Source organism: Sphingobacterium sp. UBA3549, from assembly GCF_002376635.1.
In the GTDB taxonomy this organism is placed as follows: Bacteria; Bacteroidota; Bacteroidia; order Sphingobacteriales; family Sphingobacteriaceae; genus Sphingobacterium.
The window spans coordinates 25,925-41,702 of sequence record NZ_DFOE01000003.1; the positions used below are offsets into that span (position 1 = coordinate 25,925).

Sequence of the window (15,778 nt, forward strand, 5' to 3'; positions counted from 1 at the left end):
AAATATGTTGTACCATCTTTTTACGTGGCTTAGTGAATACATTCATATACCAGGAGGAGGTTTGTTTCAGTACATCTCCTTCCGGACATCTATGGCTGTCATTGTTTCATTGATCATTACCACGGTTTTTGGGGGGAAATTGATTCAATTCTTACACAATAAGCAAGTTGGAGAGACAATTCGTGATTTGGGACTGGAGGGAGAAAAAAAGAAAGCTGGTACACCGACTATGGGGGGAATTATCATTATCGCAGGTATTCTTATTCCCACTTTGTTATTTGCAAAATTGACGAATATCTATGTGATTATCATGATAGTAACCACATTATGGATGGGAGCAATTGGTTTTTTGGATGATTACATCAAGGTTTTTAGAAATAATAAAGAAGGTCTGGCTGGTAAGTTTAAGGTGGTTGGACAAGTTGGATTGGGAGCGATCATTGCTTGTACGATGTACTTTCATCCTGATATTGTTGTTCGAAAAGGGGTAGATAAACCTACGTCCACCAAACCCGTTGAGGTGGTTATCAACGAAGGCACTGGGGAGAAGACCTATGCAGAAAACGTTAAATCTTCGAAGACAAATATTCCGTTTTATAAAAACAACGAGTTTGATTATGCCAAAGTGTTTAAGATGTTTGGATTGCAAAGTGACTATTTAACTTTTTTTGTTTTTTTAGTTGTGGTAATCTTCATCGTAACGGCAGTATCAAACGGTGCAAATATCACGGATGGCATTGATGGTCTGGCCACTAGTACTTCAGCTATAATTGGTGTCACGCTAGCGATTCTAGCGTATGTGTCTGGTAATGTGATTTTTTCAGATTACCTCAATATTATGTATATCCCCAATTCGGGTGAGCTCGTCATTTTTGCTGGGGCATTCGTAGGGGCCTGTGTCGGATTCTTGTGGTATAATACGTACCCAGCTCAGGTTTTTATGGGGGATACAGGCAGTTTGGCGATCGGTGGTATTATTGCTGCTTTTGCTATCCTGATCCGGAAAGAATTGTTGATTCCGATTTTATGCGGTGTATTTCTTTTAGAGAATGTGTCGGTTATTCTTCAGGTGTCGTATTTCAAATACACAAAGAAGAAATATGGTGAGGGGAGAAGAATCTTCCTGATGTCGCCATTGCATCACCATTTTCAGAAGAAGGGCTATCACGAAGCGAAAATAGTAACACGTTTTGTCATTGTAGGAATTATATTGGCTATTCTTACTATCGTAACATTGAAAATTAGATAATGATGTCAAATATTGCAACAACATATTATCCTCAATCTGGAAGTTTGGTCATTTTAGGCGCAGGCGAAAGTGGCGTTGGAACGGCGATTCTCGGAAAAGAAAAGGGATTTGATGTATTTGTGTCAGATAAAGGGCTTATAGCGGATCATTATAAGGAACAATTGAAAGCTGAGGGAATAGCATTTGAAGAAGGTAATCATGATGAGGGGCGTATATTGAAAGCTGCTTTAGTTGTGAAGAGTCCTGGTATTCCGGAGCATGTGCCTTTGGTGGTCGCATTGAAAGCAAAGAATACCCCTGTAATTGCTGAAATCGAGTTTGCAGCACAATATACAGATGCAAAGTTAATCTGTATTACAGGATCAAATGGGAAATCGACGACTACCATGTTAACCTATGAGATCCTTAAACGCGGCGGCTTAAATGTTGGATTGGCGGGTAACATTGGGAAAAGTTTTGCATTACAAGTAGCTAAAGAACAGTTTGATTGCTATGTACTGGAAATATCGAGCTTTATGTTGGACGATATGTACCACTTTAGGGCTGATGTTGCTGTTATACTGAATATTACACCCGATCATTTGGATCGATACGATCATAAAATGGAGAATTATGTGGATTCAAAATTCAGGATGATTCAAAATCAAACAGAGAAAGATTATTTTATATACTGTCTGGACGATTCGGAAACTATTAAAGGATTGGAAAGACATCATAGTAAAGGGACTTACTTACCTTTTACGCAAGAGCAACTTGTCGAATTGGGCGCTTATTTGGATGCCAATAAGACAATAATTATCAATACACCAAATAACGATACATTCACTATGAGAGCTGAGGAATTGTCATTGCAGGGGAAGCATAATATTTATAATAGCATGGCTTCCGGGCTAATCGCGAAAGTGCAGGAATTGAGAAATCAAGTGATGAAGGAGAGTATGGGATCGTATGTGAACATTCCACATCGGCTTGAGCATGTAGCCTGTATCGGCGGTATAAATTACATTAACGATTCAAAGGCAACGAATGTTAATTCAGTCTGGTATGCGCTGGAAAGTTTCTCTACACCAATCGTGTTGTTATTGGGTGGGGTAGATAAAGGAAATGATTACGGTATGCTCGCTGATTTGGTTAAAGACAAAGTACGCGCTATTGTTTGTTTGGGAAAAGATACAGCTGCGATTCATAAGGCATTTGAACATGATGTGGAGATTATCGTAAATAGTACATCCATGCAAGATGCGGTTGTGCTGTCGTCGCATTTAGCTCAAAAAGGGGATACGGTATTGCTATCTCCCGCATGTGCTAGTTTTGATTGGTTCAAGAACTATGAAGACCGTGGCGATAAATTTAAGGCTGCTGTCATGGAATTATAAAAGGTATAACCCAATAAAAGGAGGAAGTATATGCTACAGACTATAATGTCTAAATTGAAGGGTGATCGATGGATATGGATCATTGTGATTATCTTATCGGGATGGTCACTTTTGGCTGTATATAGTTCGGTGGGTACCTTGGCTTACAAAGAGGGAAAGGGTACCGAAATGTATTTGCTAAAGCACTTTTCTATCATCGCTGTTGGGTTTATTCTAATGTATCTTTCTCATAAGCTGGATTATAGGTATTATGCCGGGATATCAAAAATAATGATGGGTATTACGATCCCTTTATTGTTGTTTACGCTCTTATTTGGTAGTAAAGTTAATGAGGCCAGTCGTTGGTTGACTATTCCGGGTATAGGTTTAACCTTTCAAACTTCGGATTTGGCGAAGCTGTCACTCATCGTCTTTTTGGCAAGGATGTTATCGCGGAAACAGGAAGAGATCAAAGATGTAAAAAAATCATTCTTACCCATTATGGGATCTGTATGTGGCGTTTTTATTCTGATCGCTCTGGCTAATTTATCCACCGCATTGATGCTGTTTGGCGTGAGTGTTTTATTGCTCTTGATCGGTCGGATTAGTTTTAAGCAAATCGCCATTGTGTGTTGTGGTGGGGGAGTGCTTTTAATGATGGTGATCTTCTTTGGTCCCCGAAGGGCGACGTATATCAGCCGGGTAAAGTCATTTTTCCATACCGAGAAGGTTGATAAAACGGTATCCTTCCAGGATGATAAAAACTATCAGGCAAATAATGCAAAAATTGCGATCGCGACAGGGGGGCTTTTTGGAAAAGGGCCGGGAAATAGTGTACAACGCAACGTGTTGCCACATCCTTATTCCGATTTTATTTATGCGATCATTATTGAGGAGTATGGGACTGTAGGAGGAGTAATCCTGCTATTTCTGTATTTGGCATTTATGTATCGATGTATCCGTATTGTAACGATGAGTCCTAAAGCGTTTGGTACCTTTCTAGCTGCTGGTTTAGGATTTAGTTTGACTATCCAAGCTTTAGCGAATATGGCTGTTGCTGTAGGTTTAGGTCCGGTTACAGGAGTTCCGCTTCCATTGGTTAGTATGGGAGGAACATCTATTTTATTTACGAGTGTGGCGCTGGGAATCATTCTCAGCGTGAGTAGAAATATTGAAGAGTTAAAAGGTAAAGAACAATTGGATGAAAGACCTAAGCCCAAAAAGGTGGTGGTAGGATCTATTCCAGCATTATAATAAATTGAGCATGGCGATTCGCGTAATTATTAGTGGAGGGGGGACCGGCGGACATATTTTTCCGGCGATTTCGATTGCAAATGCTTTGAAGGCAATGGATCCTTCAAATGAAATATTATTTGTGGGTGCTAATGGCCGGATGGAAATGGATAAAGTACCAGCTGCGGGATATCGTATTGTTGGACTCGATATCCAAGGGATCAATAGAAAGCAACTGTGGAAGAATATTTTTTTGCCGTTTAAGCTGATGAAAAGTTTGAATAAGGCGAAAAGTGTAATTAAAGAATTTAGACCTGATGTAGCTGTGGGCGTAGGAGGTTTTGCTTCGGGTCCATTGTTAATGATGGCTAATAAATTGGGTATACCAACAGTTGTGCAGGAACAAAATTCCTATGCAGGGGTGACAAATAAAAAAGTTGGAGCAAAAGCCGCAAAGATCTGTGTCGCTTATGAAGGGATGGAGCAGTTTTTTCCTGCTGACAAAGTATTGATCACGGGAAATCCGATAAGACGCGAGTCTATTGAGATAGCGGGTAAAAGGGAGGAGGCATTGGCCTTCTTTGAGTTGGATCCGCACAAGAAAACAGTTTTGGTACTCGGAGGTAGTCTGGGCGCTAAAACATTAAACGAAAGTGTGCTGGCCTATCTCAGTGAGTTAAAGAAACAAGAAGTTCAACTGATCTGGCAATGTGGTAGTTTCTATGTAGAAAAGTTAACGGAGGACCTTGCAGGGGGACTTCCAGAAAATGTTAGGATGATGGCTTTTCTCCAGCGCATGGATTATGCTTATGCTGCGGCTGATTTAATTATTAGTCGGGCCGGTGCAGGAACTATCTCGGAACTTTGTGTGGTCGGAAAACCTGTTATTCTTGTGCCGTCTCCCAATGTTGCTGAAGATCATCAGACTAAGAATGCGATGGCATTGGTCCATAAAGAAGCAGCACTTTTGGTTAAGGACAGTGAGGCAATAAAGGATTTGATACCCGCTGCTTTAGATTTATTAAATGAAGCCGATCGTGTTGCGCGATTAAGTGAAAATATAAAAAAACTCGGTAAGTTGAATGCTGATGTACAGATTGCCGAGGAGGTGTATAAATTGATTAATAAAAAATAGAGGAAGCGTATGAATCTAGATGCAATAAAACAAGTATACTTGATTGGAATAGGTGGGATAGGGATGAGTGGTCTTGCGCGCTATTTCAAGCATTTGGGCTGTGAGGTGAATGGCTATGATCGAACAGAAACCGAATTGACTAAAACATTGGTCAATGAAGGTATTGCGATATCATATCAAGATGATGTCGATACGATTGATACTATTTTTCATGCTCCTAAAACAGAGACATTGGTCATTTTTACACCGGCAATTCCGAAAGATTCGAAGATCAAGGCTTTTATGGAATCGCAGGGACACATTCTTTATAAGCGGTCTCAGGTGCTTGGGATCATCAGCGAAAGTCGATTTACGGTAGCCGTCGCCGGTACACATGGTAAGACGACTACCTCTACAATGGTGGCACACGTATTGAAGGATTCGGGTTACGATTGTTCTGCATTTTTAGGCGGGATCAGTTCTAACTATGGTACCAATGTGCTTTACGGTGATAACAATACAGTTGTGGTTGAGGCTGATGAATTTGATCGTTCATTTTTGACACTTCACCCCAATATCGCAATCGTAACTTCTTCTGATGCTGATCATTTGGACATTTATGGCGATCGGAGTCATTTGCTTGAATCGTTTCAATTGTTCTTGAATAAAGTCGTTGAAGGGGGAACATGTATTATAAAAAAAGGCCTCGAGTTTGCGGGGCAAATCAGTTATTCAGGCCATGAAGTCGCTGATGCATATGCTTCCAATGTGCATGTACGCGATGGAGAGTTCTTTTTTGACTACCAAGATACCAATGGACGGATAGATGATATTCATCTGGGTATCCCTGGTATCCACAATGTTGAAAATGCAGTAGCTGCGATTGCAGTAGCACGTTTACTTGGGATTGCAGACGGGGCTATTAAGAAAGCATTGACGACATTTAAAGGCGTGAAAAGAAGGTTTGAATATATTGTTCGTCGACCTGGAGCTGTGTATATTGATGACTATGCACATCATCCAGAAGAACTGCGTGCATTTTTGACTTCGATGCGAAAATTGTATCCGACTCAAACGTTAAATGTGGTCTTTCAGCCGCACTTATTTACGCGTACGCGCGACTTTGTCGACGGTTTTGCAGAGGTGTTATCCATGGCAGACAATCTGTTGTTAATGGAAATCTATCCAGCACGGGAGCTTCCGATTGAAGGCATAAACTCCAGTTGGTTATTGGATAAAATTACGGCTGAGAAAAAGCGCATTGTGACTCCCGAAGAGGTCTTGGAATTTGCACGGAATGAAAAGCCAGAGCTGATAGTTACAGTGGGGGCGGGTGATATTGACAAATTGGTTAAACCGTTACAGACAATTTTGGAGCATGCTTAAAAGATTACGTGACATACAATGGAATCGTGTACTGTACTTTACGCTTTTTTTTATCGGTGTAATAGTCGTCGTCGTGATTATGAATATTGTGGGTAAACGTGATGAACAACAGCTTTGCAAAGATATAAAAATTGTTATTGAAGGAACCGAGGCTTTTATAGATCAGGCAGATATCTCCAAATTGATCGAACAGAACTACGGTAGTTTCGTTGGAAAGAAAGTAAATGGAATCCCTTTTCATAAGGTTGAAAAAACCTTGCGTAAACTACCTTATGTTTCCAATGCCAGTATACATGCTGATATGGATGGTACGATCAGAATTAACATTAGTCAGCGCGAGGCTGTAATGCGGGTCATCAATAAAAATGGAAAGGAGTTTTATGTCGATCCTAATGGTTTAAAGATACCGACAACATTGAAATATATCCCACACATTATGGTTGCTACCGGCAACATCACTGAAGGATATAATGAAGCACTGGATACCATCTCAACCCCATTGGTTAAGGATTTGGTGAAGGTTGTTGAATTTATAAAAAGCGATGAGTTATGGACTAATCAAGTGGTGCAGATATATGTTAATGGAGATAAAGATATTGAACTTGTACCACGCATAGGGACGCAACAGTTGATTGTTGGATCGGCAGATTCTTTAGCACAAAAATTTGAATTATTAAAGACCTTTTATACGCAGATCATGCCAAAGGTGGGTATAAACGCTTATGGTGTTGTCAACGTAAAATATAGCGGTCAGATTATCTGTGAAAAGCGTGGGAACTGGAGTTTTTCGGATGATCAAACAAAAAAAATAGCAAATAATACATTATAGTAATACAGCAACAATACAGGAAATTATGAACTCAAAGGCAGCAGAAATTGAAAGAGAAAACCCAATTATCGTGGGACTCGATATTGGTACTACCAAAATTTGTGTTACGGTTGGGAGACGTAGCTCAGGAAACAAAATTGAATTATTAGGTGTGGGGAAAGCTGATTCTGCTGGTGTAAGCCGTGGAGTGGTGGCTAATATCCAGAAAACTGTGGGAAGTATTTTAGAGGCTGTCGAGATAGCCGAAGCACAGTCTAATGTGGATATTAAAGTAGTGAATGTGGGAATTGCTGGCCAACACATCAAAAGTATTCAACACCGTGGAATATTTACCAAAACTGATGGTGATGATGAAATCGTTCGACGCGATATTGAACGATTGATTTCGGATATGTATAAACTGGTACTGCCTCCAGGAGAAGAAATTATACATGTTTTACCTCAAGAGTTTACGGTAGATAACGAACCCGGTATTCGCGAACCAATTGGCATGGCTGGTCGTCGTATTGAAGCGAATTTCCATATTATATCGGGTCGGGTAACTGATATTAAAAACATCAAAAAATGTATTGATAATTCCAATCTGGAAGTTGCAGAATTGATTCTCGAGCCTCTAGCGTCTTCTGAAGCTGTATTGGATGAAGACGAAAAAAATGCTGGTGTTGTATTAGTAGATATCGGTGGTGGAACCACAGATGTTGCCATCTTCCATGAGGGGATTATTCGTCATACTGCTGTAATTCCTTTAGGCGGTAATATTGTGACGGAAGATATTCGTCAGGGATGTTCTGTTTTGCGCTCGCAGGCTGAATTATTGAAAACTCGTTTCGGATCGGCTTTGGCTGATGAAAACAAAGAAAACGAAGTGATCTGTGTGCCAGGATTAAAAGGTCGTGAACCCAAAGAGATTTCGGTTAAAAATTTGGCTTATATTATTCAGGCTAGAATGGAGGAAATTATTGAACATGTATACTATGAAATCAAATCTTCCGGATACGAGAATAAACTGATTGGTGGTATTGTTATCACCGGTGGTGGTGCTCAATTAAAGCATTTAGTACAACTTGTTGAATATATTACCGGAATAGATTGTCGTATTGGCTTTCCGAATGAATATCTTTCTAAGAATGAGGTTTTACCGAAACCGCTATTTGAAGAATTGAAAAGCCCGCTATATGCGACAAGTATCGGTTTGTTGATTAAAGGAATCCAATTCCATGAGGATGAAGAAGACAGCCGTAGAGAAATGCACGCCCCATCGAAAAAAGTGCAGACAGCTACGATGACGACAAAAGAGGTTTCAGAACAACAACAAAAAGAGCAAGGATTGCTATCATGGTTTAAACGTTTTATCAAAGATGGTAACGAAATCGATGATGCAACTTTTTTAGACAAAAAGTAAGTTTTCCACAATAGGCGAAGTTTTCCACAATTTAACAGATGTGGAAAACTTTTGTTGAAATTATATTATTATTACATTACATATAGTGGGTTTGGTTCATTTTGATATCATCTTCATTGTAAGTTAAATAGGGATAAGTTATGTCAATACAGTTTGAAATGTTAAAAGAACAATCTTCAATAATCAAGGTTATTGGGGTTGGTGGCGGTGGCGGCAATGCCGTAAACCACATGTATAAACAAGGAATTAGTGGTGTGGATTTTATCGTGTGTAATACTGATGCACAAGCATTAGAATTGAGCCCGATTCCAAATAAAGTTCAATTGGGGATAAGTCTAACCGAAGGTATGGGAGCTGGGGCAGATCCTGATGTTGGAGAAAATTCGGCGATCGAAAGTATTGAGGATATCAAGCGTATGCTTGGCACCAATACAAAGATGTTATTTATTACAGCTGGTATGGGTGGTGGTACCGGTACAGGCGCTAGTCCTGTGTTGGCCAAAGCAGCTAAAGAGTTGGGTATTTTAACTGTGGCTATTGTCACTACACCATTTACTTTTGAAGGTAAACGTCGTCGTTCACAAGCTGAAGAAGGGTTGTCTGAGTTACGTAAGTATGTCGATTCTTATCTTGTCATCTCGAATGATCGCCTTCGTGAGATTTTTGGTAATTTAACAATGACTGCGGCTTTCGCGAAAGCCGATGATATCTTAACAACAGCTGCAAAAGGTATTGCCGAAATTATCACAATCCCTGGTTATGTAAACGTGGATTTTAAAGATGTACGCACAGTAATGAATGATAGTGGTGTTGCCATTATGGGAAATGCTGTTGCTGAAGGTGAAGACCGTGCATTGCGCGCCGTTGAGGGTGCTTTGGCGTCACCGCTATTGAAAGATAATGAAATTGAGGGAGCTCGCTATATTTTGTTGAATATTACTTCTGGGACCAAAGAGGTAACGATGGATGAGGTTGCAATCATTACGGATTATATTCAGGAAAAAGCTGGTTTGTCAGCTGATTTGATCTGGGGTAACTGTATTGATGAAAATTTTGAGGATGAGTTGTCAGTAACAATTATTGCAACAGGTTTTCAGACATCAGAGGAACGTGATAAAGAACGTGAAAATACAAAAGTGTCTCTGCCTTTAACATCTGAGCCTTCAAATTCTTTTATCAAGCCTGTTTCTCAGGTAGCACCTAGAGAAGTTCCAGCTACGAATAGCTTTGTAACTCCAGTTCAACGTGTGGATACACCGGCGCCTTCTTCAAGTACTACAACTCCGAATAATTTGCAATCCGACTTGTTTACTTCGCCAAGAAATGCGGCACAACAACAGCATGTTGCTGTTGAAGAACCACAGGTTATACGTCATGACTTAGGATTTGATAATGATTATGAAGAAGAGACGTCATTTGGAGATACGGATTTTCAATTGAAAACTTCACCATCTGTCTTTCAATTCCAGATGCCAACAGTTTTTGATTCCTATACTACCCCTTCAGCGTCAGCGTATGAGGAGAAGCCGACATTTTCATCAAGTACGACAAATGAACAGGTTGAAGTTCCTCAGGTTGAAGAAGAGCAGGTTTCATTTGAAGATCAATTGGTGCGCACTAAAGAACGAATTCTACGTTTAAAGGAGTTAAGTATGAAGCTAAAATCTTCTAATGGTCTTCATGAGTTAGAAAATGAGCCGGCTTATAAAAGAAAGCAAATGTCACTGGAGGATACACCACATTCTTCACAGTCTCAGGTGTCTCGTTTCACACTTTCTTTTGAAGATGGAAATACTGAAATTCGACCGAATAATTCTTTTCTACATGATAATGTAGATTAATTTATTCGCTATTAAATAATAGAAAGCCGTCCACAAAGACGGCTTTTTTAGTATCTTTAAATATCGAAAGACAACTATATAAGCTATGACGACAAAATTAAATAACCCTGTATGGGTGATGAGTTCTGCATTTGATAAATTATCCTTACCGGAGTTGATTCAGACAACCAAGAGAATTGGAGCCGGTGGTATAGACCTTTGTGTCTTTAGAAAAGATGGTACCCGTGAAGACCATACAGCGACTCACTTGGATTATGACGATTTTACTCCCGCAAAAGCGAGGGAAGTTATCGATCTGTTCAATCAAGCTGACTTAAAGCTTTCGCTTGGTGCTTTTGAAAATATGATTGGTGGGGATCCTGAGCAGCGGGTGAAAAATCAAAATCATTTATTAAAATTAATTCGTATTGCCCATCTGCTTGGCGGCGACGAAAATAATATCAAAGTGGGAACATTTGTGGGCTACAATCATGAATTGGGTAATCAAATTGATGGATTTCAAAAGAATCTTGAAGAATACAAGCGTGTATTTGCTCCCATTGTTGACTATGCAGAGAGTTTAGGCGTAACCATTCTTTACGAGAATTGCCCCATGGAGGGATGGCGATCGTCACGTTATAGCTCAACCTACAATAATCTGCCAGCTGTGTTGGCCGCACGAAAATTAATGTATGCGATGATACCAAGTAAGGCTCATGGCGAGATCTATGATCCTTCACATGATGTCTGGCAAAATACAAATCCAATTGAGGTAATCCGTAATACGGATATTGCGCGTCTGCAGCGTATCCATGTGAAGACCACACGTAATTTACAGACAGCCGCACGTATTGATTGGGGCGGTATGTATCCAATGCAACATGTTGATATGGAATTGGCTAAAAAAGCCAATGTAAGTATTCCAGGGCATGACTGGGATAGACATCACTACGAAGCGATGTTACCTGGCTTTGGCGGTTCTGACAGTATGGATTGGCGAGGATTTGTCGACCTATTGCAAGAACGTGGTTTCAGTGGTCCTTTTGAGATAGAAAATGAAGCTAAGAATTCGAAAGATACGGGTGATTTCTCAGCTACGGTTCAAGGATTCACTACCTGCCTCAATTTCTTAGCACCGATGTTGTGGGATTTAGAAGCGGAAGTGGGGTATTCTTTCAAGAAATGTGAGCCTTTAAAAGATTTGAATGTAAAAGATATTCCGGTTGTTACGATGGACAAATTGAGCTAATATACTAAAAAAGCACTCCAACAACATCACTAATTGTTGGAGTGTATTCTAAAAAGTTCGATCAATTCTGGGATATTGGAGACATTGAGTTTTTCGAATATTCTGCTTTTATAAGTACTTACGGTTGATGGACTTAACTCCAATAAACCAGATACTTCAATGATACCAAGCCCTTTGATCAATTGCTTAGCGACATCTACTTCTCTATTTGACAAACGTGCCAAAGGGTTTAATTTCGTCAGTTCAGATTTACTTTGTGTCAGTTTCTGAATATATAAATCCTGTACGTTGCTCGACATATACTTTCCTCTATCCTGAATAGCCAAAATAGCATTCGAAAGTTCAGCCATTGCTGTTGTTTTATTGAGATAGCCTACTGCCCCTGCTTCGATATAGCGTAAGGCATATAGCGATTCGTCATAAGACGAAAAAATTAAAATCTTGATGCTTGGACGAATTTGAAGGATTTCCTCAACAACGCGTATATTATTTCCTCCAGGCATATTAATATCCAGCAATAGTAGGTCGAAATCTTCTACCTTTATCTTGTCGAGAACCTGGTCAAAGGTTTCGGCTTGGAATATTTCTGCTTTCTGAAGAGTTTCTTTAATAATAACGGAGGCTCCTAACCGTACAATGCCATGGTCGTCTGCTATAAGAATCTTTTTCATAGATTTGCTATCTGATGCTGGGCTTTAATTACCGTATGAAATAAAGTACTAACAATATACAATATATCTTGATATTTTACTAGTTAACGTGCAAATATAAGAAATTAAGTTAATAAAAATTAGGTAGCGGCAAGTTGAGCGCATTTTTATGAAAAATGGATATAAACTCAATTAATACGGGTCAATGTTAGTTTAACGATAAAAAATTAGCATATTTTAATTAGATTTATGTGACAATTACTAGTTTTGTTAATATTTATACACTAAAAAAATTGAATATGGGATTTCTAAAAGAGTTTAAAGAGTTTGCAATGCGCGGCAGTGTAGTCGATTTGGCTGTCGGTGTTATTATAGGTGGAGCTTTTGGTAAGATCGTTACCTCATTGGTCGACGATATCATCATGCCACCGATAGGGTACTTAACAGGTGGTGTTGATTTTTCATCTAAAAAATTGATTTTGAAGGCCGCTGATGAGGCTACAAAACAAGCAGAGGTATCTATTAATTACGGAAATTTTATCAACGTAGTTATTCAATTTTTAATTGTAGCATTCTGTATTTTTTGTGTTGTTAAGGCTTTAAATTCGTTAAAACGTAAGGAAGAAGCAAAGCCTGCGGCACCAGCGGCGCCAACTAAGGAAGAAACACTGTTGACAGAGATCAGAGATATTCTAAAAAATAAATAGTGTCAGGTATTCTAAAAAGCAGCGCATTCGGACCTTGGTGTTTTTTTATTTTGTGAACATTGAAAGTTGTTTTTTTTAGCTGTAGCTGAATAGATTAGCCTGCTTACTGCATATTAACTTTAAATGTTCTGAATATTGTTTGTTTTTGTCTAAAATAAACTTTACTTTTGCATTCCTCTTGGGGAGTTTTGTATTAATTGAAGTAAGAACAAATTAGCATAATAGCGTCATGAAAAGAACATTTCAGCCATCGCAAAGAAAAAGAAGAAACAAACACGGTTTTAGAGAGCGTATGAGCTCTGCAAACGGTAGAAGAGTATTAGCTTCACGTAGAGCCAAAGGTAGAAAACGTCTTACAGTGTCTGACGAATACCGTCACAAAGGTTAATCTTTGACCAAGATCGGTGGCTACTTATAAGAACTTTTTCAAATAAGATTAAGTCATCGTATGAAAAATACATTTACAAAAGAAGAACGGTTATGTGCGAAAAGGCGTATTGATACTCTTTTTAAAAGCGGTTCTTCTTTTGTTTTGTATCCCTTTAGAGTTGTTTTTATTTTTGATAAAAACAATATAGCTGACCATACCCCTTCTTGTCAGTCTATAATTTCTGTATCCAAACGTAGGTTTAAAAGAGCAGTTGACCGCAATTCAATTAAGCGGATGATGCGTGAAAGTTACCGTTTGCAAAAATCGAATGATTTGATTCCATTTTTGTTGAAACATAATGTAACTTTGTGTTTAGCTATTCAATATGTGGGCAAGCAGATCTTAGCATATGATGTGTTTCGTGTCGCAATGAATAAAATGCTGAAAAAATTGCAGGATGAATGTGCTGAAGCTTATTTGGAAAAAGGGGATTAGCCCCCTGTTTAGTTTTATTTTCTTAATTATTATTCGTTTCTACCAAGTTTTTATTTCGCCATTTTTAGGCGCCAGTTGTCGATATACGCCTACCTGTTCTCAGTACGGTAAGGAAGCTATTATAAAATACGGTCCTTTTAAAGGTGGTTGGATGGCTTTGAAACGAATAGCACGTTGCAACCCTTGGGGTGGTCACGGGCATGATCCTGTACCTTGATTTCTATAAAGACGATGAATAATTTAATTTTACAGATAGATACATCAACCACTGTATGTTCGGTTGGCCTGAGTGAAAACGGTCAAACATTACACGTTATCAATCTCGATGAACCGAATGCACACGCAGCCAAACTAACTATTTTGATCGAGGAAATTCTCAAACAAACAGGTCGAAAGATGCAGGATTTGAGCGCGGTGGCGGTGAGTATGGGGCCGGGTTCTTATACTGGACTGCGTATAGGAGTGTCTACCGCCAAGGGTCTCTGCTATGCCTTAGATATTCCGTTAATTGCTATTAATACATTGGAGGCTTTATTTCTCGGGTATAAAAGTCAATTTGGTCTAAGAGTAGGTGAGGCCTATCTTCCGATGCTCGATGCACGCCGTATGGAAGTCTATACAGCTGTTTACAATCATGATGCTACCTTGGTAAGGGCGACCTCAGCGGAGATTATAGATATAGAATATTTCAATGGATTGTTGTTAGACTATGATCGTGTCCAATTGTTTGGTTCGGGAGCTGATAAATTCGAAACTTTGTTCAGTTCAACGGAGCGAGTCAATATCTTGAGTGGTTTCAAAGATTCTGCGGCTTTTTTATCACCATTGGCATTTGAAAAATTTGAACGAAAGCTATTTGAGGATGTTGCTTATTTTGAGCCATTCTATCTTAAAGATTTTGTAGTGACTACTGCAAAGAAAAAGGTTGGCTTATCATAACCAACCTTTTCTTTTGAACCAGAGATAAATCGCAAGGGATATGGCGATCATGATCGCTATGGCGACCGGATATCCATAGTACCATTCGAGTTCGGGCATATTCTTGAAATTCATGCCATAAATTCCTGCAACAAAAGTAATGGGCATAAAAAATACCGAGAAAATTGTGAGGATGCGCATGATTTCATTGGTGTGATTGGACGAGATATTGAAGTATACATTCAGTAGCTGAGCTACATTTTCGGATAAGTTTTCATATAATGTCGCTGTTCGAATCTGTAGATCTTTAAGATCCCGTGTGTATACATCCTTTTTTGAAGATGAATGAAAATGCTCAACAACCTCTTTGTAGAGAAAGATCACTTTACGTGCGACATCAATCTGTCTTTTGATAAAATAAAGATTTTTCAGTACTGGCTGTTGTCTCATACGTTTCAGGAATATCAATTCTTCGTATGCATCGATGCGTGTTGAAAGTTGCTCCAGGGTTTGGCTAAAGGTAAATACAGCCGCAGTCGTGATAAATACAGCCAGTTTACGGCTGTTTTTTGTTTTGATGGATGTGAATTCAATATTCTTGAGCTTTTCTAGAAATTCGATGCGACGTTTGTGTACAGTAACGACAAAATCACTTCCGTAGAAGATGGTGAGGCGGTCGGTGATTTCTCCGATACTGTCTGAATTCTCTTTGAAATTGTCTGACATGACGCGGAGGATCACAAAGGTATAATTCTCAAATTCTTCAATTTTAGGCAGATGTTCTGGTTCTTTGGAGTCCTTAATCGAAGCTTCATTTAAATTAAAACGCTGTTTAATAAAAGTGAAGTCTTCTGACGTTGGCTCAGCTATATCTATCCATTCGTAGTTTGCGATTTCTTTTTCAACAATCGTTCTGATCATACATCTAATTTTATGAAAGACAAGATAAGAAAGAAAATAAAAAAAAGCCATCAACTCAGTTGATGGCTTCCTAAATTAGT

Annotated in this window: 16 protein-coding genes; 14 read left to right on the forward strand and 2 right to left on the reverse strand. The window is 39.1% G+C overall.

The genetic code is table 11. From position 1 onward, the window contains the following. Positions 1-4 precede the first annotated feature (4 nt). From mraY to B2W36_RS02430, 9 genes are all read left to right on the forward strand, one after another. Positions 5-1,249, forward strand: a complete 1,245-nt coding sequence (mraY, locus tag B2W36_RS02390; protein WP_209576658.1) for a phospho-N-acetylmuramoyl-pentapeptide-transferase — start codon at positions 5-7, stop codon at positions 1,247-1,249. 2 nt (positions 1,250-1,251) lie between these two features. Continuing rightward, positions 1,252-2,625, forward strand: coding sequence for a UDP-N-acetylmuramoyl-L-alanine--D-glutamate ligase (gene murD, locus B2W36_RS02395; RefSeq protein WP_293886364.1), 1,374 nt, complete (start codon positions 1,252-1,254; stop codon positions 2,623-2,625). Positions 2,626-2,655: 30 nt separating this feature from the next. Next, on the forward strand, positions 2,656-3,858 hold the full coding sequence (locus B2W36_RS02400) for an FtsW/RodA/SpoVE family cell cycle protein (protein WP_209576655.1): 1,203 nt from the start codon (positions 2,656-2,658) through the stop codon (positions 3,856-3,858). A gap of 10 nt (positions 3,859-3,868) precedes the next feature. Then, positions 3,869-4,972, forward strand: a complete 1,104-nt coding sequence (gene murG, locus B2W36_RS02405; protein ID WP_293886347.1) for an undecaprenyldiphospho-muramoylpentapeptide beta-N-acetylglucosaminyltransferase — start codon at positions 3,869-3,871, stop codon at positions 4,970-4,972. Positions 4,973-4,981: 9 nt separating this feature from the next. Continuing rightward, positions 4,982-6,337 (forward strand): UDP-N-acetylmuramate--L-alanine ligase, encoded by a 1,356-nt coding sequence (gene murC, locus B2W36_RS02410; RefSeq protein WP_293886348.1) that lies wholly within the window; start codon positions 4,982-4,984, stop codon positions 6,335-6,337. Beyond that, positions 6,330-7,166, forward strand: a complete 837-nt coding sequence (locus tag B2W36_RS02415; RefSeq protein WP_293886349.1) for a cell division protein FtsQ/DivIB — start codon at positions 6,330-6,332, stop codon at positions 7,164-7,166. The genes murC and B2W36_RS02415 overlap by 8 nt, the downstream gene beginning before the upstream one ends. Positions 7,167-7,191: 25 nt before the next feature. Next, complete coding sequence (gene ftsA, locus B2W36_RS02420; protein WP_293886350.1) at positions 7,192-8,568, forward strand: cell division protein FtsA; 1,377 nt, start codon at positions 7,192-7,194, stop codon at positions 8,566-8,568. Positions 8,569-8,708: 140 nt separating this feature from the next. Next, the gene (ftsZ, locus tag B2W36_RS02425) at positions 8,709-10,409 is read left to right on the forward strand and encodes a cell division protein FtsZ (RefSeq protein ID WP_293886351.1); all 1,701 of its coding nucleotides are present in this window, start codon (positions 8,709-8,711) and stop codon (positions 10,407-10,409) included. An 85-nt stretch (positions 10,410-10,494) separates the two neighbouring features. Beyond that, positions 10,495-11,637, forward strand: coding sequence for a sugar phosphate isomerase/epimerase family protein (locus tag B2W36_RS02430; protein ID WP_293886352.1), 1,143 nt, complete (start codon positions 10,495-10,497; stop codon positions 11,635-11,637). A 29-nt stretch (positions 11,638-11,666) separates the two neighbouring features. On the opposite strand, the gene B2W36_RS02435 is transcribed toward B2W36_RS02430, so the two are convergent. Next, positions 11,667-12,308: a response regulator transcription factor gene (locus tag B2W36_RS02435; protein WP_293886353.1), complete on the reverse strand. Its 642-nt coding sequence runs from the start codon at positions 12,306-12,308 to the stop codon at positions 11,667-11,669. A gap of 278 nt (positions 12,309-12,586) precedes the next feature. Here B2W36_RS02435 and mscL point away from each other — a divergent pair, with 278 nt between their 5' ends. The 5 genes from mscL to tsaB all read left to right on the forward strand — a co-directional run bounded on the left by mscL (position 12,587) and on the right by tsaB (position 14,798). Beyond that, a complete protein-coding gene (gene mscL, locus B2W36_RS02440) occupies positions 12,587-12,994 on the forward strand; it encodes a large-conductance mechanosensitive channel protein MscL (protein WP_293886354.1) in 408 nt (135 codons plus the stop codon). Positions 12,995-13,223: 229 nt separating this feature from the next. After that, complete coding sequence (gene rpmH, locus B2W36_RS02445) at positions 13,224-13,382, forward strand: 50S ribosomal protein L34 (RefSeq protein ID WP_075991291.1); 159 nt, start codon at positions 13,224-13,226, stop codon at positions 13,380-13,382. Between the two features lie 60 nt (positions 13,383-13,442). After that, positions 13,443-13,859 carry a ribonuclease P protein component gene (locus B2W36_RS02450; protein WP_293886355.1) on the forward strand — a complete coding sequence of 139 codons (417 nt, stop codon included), beginning with the start codon at positions 13,443-13,445 and terminating at the stop codon, positions 13,857-13,859. Next, entirely contained in the window at positions 13,822-14,076 is a 255-nt protein-coding gene (yidD, locus tag B2W36_RS02455; RefSeq protein WP_209576635.1) for a membrane protein insertion efficiency factor YidD, read from the forward strand. Before B2W36_RS02450 ends, yidD begins: the two co-directional genes overlap by 38 nt. Positions 14,077-14,090: 14 nt before the next feature. Further along, positions 14,091-14,798, forward strand: a complete 708-nt coding sequence (tsaB, locus tag B2W36_RS02460) for a tRNA (adenosine(37)-N6)-threonylcarbamoyltransferase complex dimerization subunit type 1 TsaB (protein WP_293886356.1) — start codon at positions 14,091-14,093, stop codon at positions 14,796-14,798. Here tsaB and B2W36_RS02465 read toward each other — a convergent pair. After that, positions 14,793-15,698 (reverse strand): CorA family divalent cation transporter, encoded by a 906-nt coding sequence (locus B2W36_RS02465; RefSeq protein ID WP_293884315.1) that lies wholly within the window; start codon positions 15,696-15,698, stop codon positions 14,793-14,795. The two genes, tsaB and B2W36_RS02465, sit on opposite strands and share 6 nt — an antisense overlap. Between the last annotated feature and the right edge of the window lie 80 nt (positions 15,699-15,778).

Bases quoted from the DNA above. Each gene is read 5' to 3' on its own strand.
- mraY (WP_209576658.1), top strand. From the start codon at position 5: ATGTTGTACCATCTTTTTACGTGGCTTAGTGAATACATTCATATACCA.
- murD (WP_293886364.1), top strand. From the start codon at position 1,252: ATGTCAAATATTGCAACAACATATTATCCTCAATCTGGAAGTTTGGTC.
- B2W36_RS02400 (WP_209576655.1), top strand. From the start codon at position 2,656: ATGCTACAGACTATAATGTCTAAATTGAAGGGTGATCGATGGATATGG.
- murG (WP_293886347.1), top strand. From the start codon at position 3,869: ATGGCGATTCGCGTAATTATTAGTGGAGGGGGGACCGGCGGACATATT.
- murC (WP_293886348.1), top strand. From the start codon at position 4,982: ATGAATCTAGATGCAATAAAACAAGTATACTTGATTGGAATAGGTGGG.
- B2W36_RS02415 (WP_293886349.1), top strand. From the start codon at position 6,330: ATGCTTAAAAGATTACGTGACATACAATGGAATCGTGTACTGTACTTT.
- ftsA (WP_293886350.1), top strand. From the start codon at position 7,192: ATGAACTCAAAGGCAGCAGAAATTGAAAGAGAAAACCCAATTATCGTG.
- ftsZ (WP_293886351.1), top strand. From the start codon at position 8,709: ATGTCAATACAGTTTGAAATGTTAAAAGAACAATCTTCAATAATCAAG.
- B2W36_RS02430 (WP_293886352.1), top strand. From the start codon at position 10,495: ATGACGACAAAATTAAATAACCCTGTATGGGTGATGAGTTCTGCATTT.
- B2W36_RS02435 (WP_293886353.1), bottom strand. From the start codon at position 12,308: ATGAAAAAGATTCTTATAGCAGACGACCATGGCATTGTACGGTTAGGA.
- mscL (WP_293886354.1), top strand. From the start codon at position 12,587: ATGGGATTTCTAAAAGAGTTTAAAGAGTTTGCAATGCGCGGCAGTGTA.
- rpmH (WP_075991291.1), top strand. From the start codon at position 13,224: ATGAAAAGAACATTTCAGCCATCGCAAAGAAAAAGAAGAAACAAACAC.
- B2W36_RS02450 (WP_293886355.1), top strand. From the start codon at position 13,443: ATGAAAAATACATTTACAAAAGAAGAACGGTTATGTGCGAAAAGGCGT.
- yidD (WP_209576635.1), top strand. From the start codon at position 13,822: ATGAATGTGCTGAAGCTTATTTGGAAAAAGGGGATTAGCCCCCTGTTT.
- tsaB (WP_293886356.1), top strand. From the start codon at position 14,091: ATGAATAATTTAATTTTACAGATAGATACATCAACCACTGTATGTTCG.
- B2W36_RS02465 (WP_293884315.1), bottom strand. From the start codon at position 15,698: ATGATCAGAACGATTGTTGAAAAAGAAATCGCAAACTACGAATGGATA.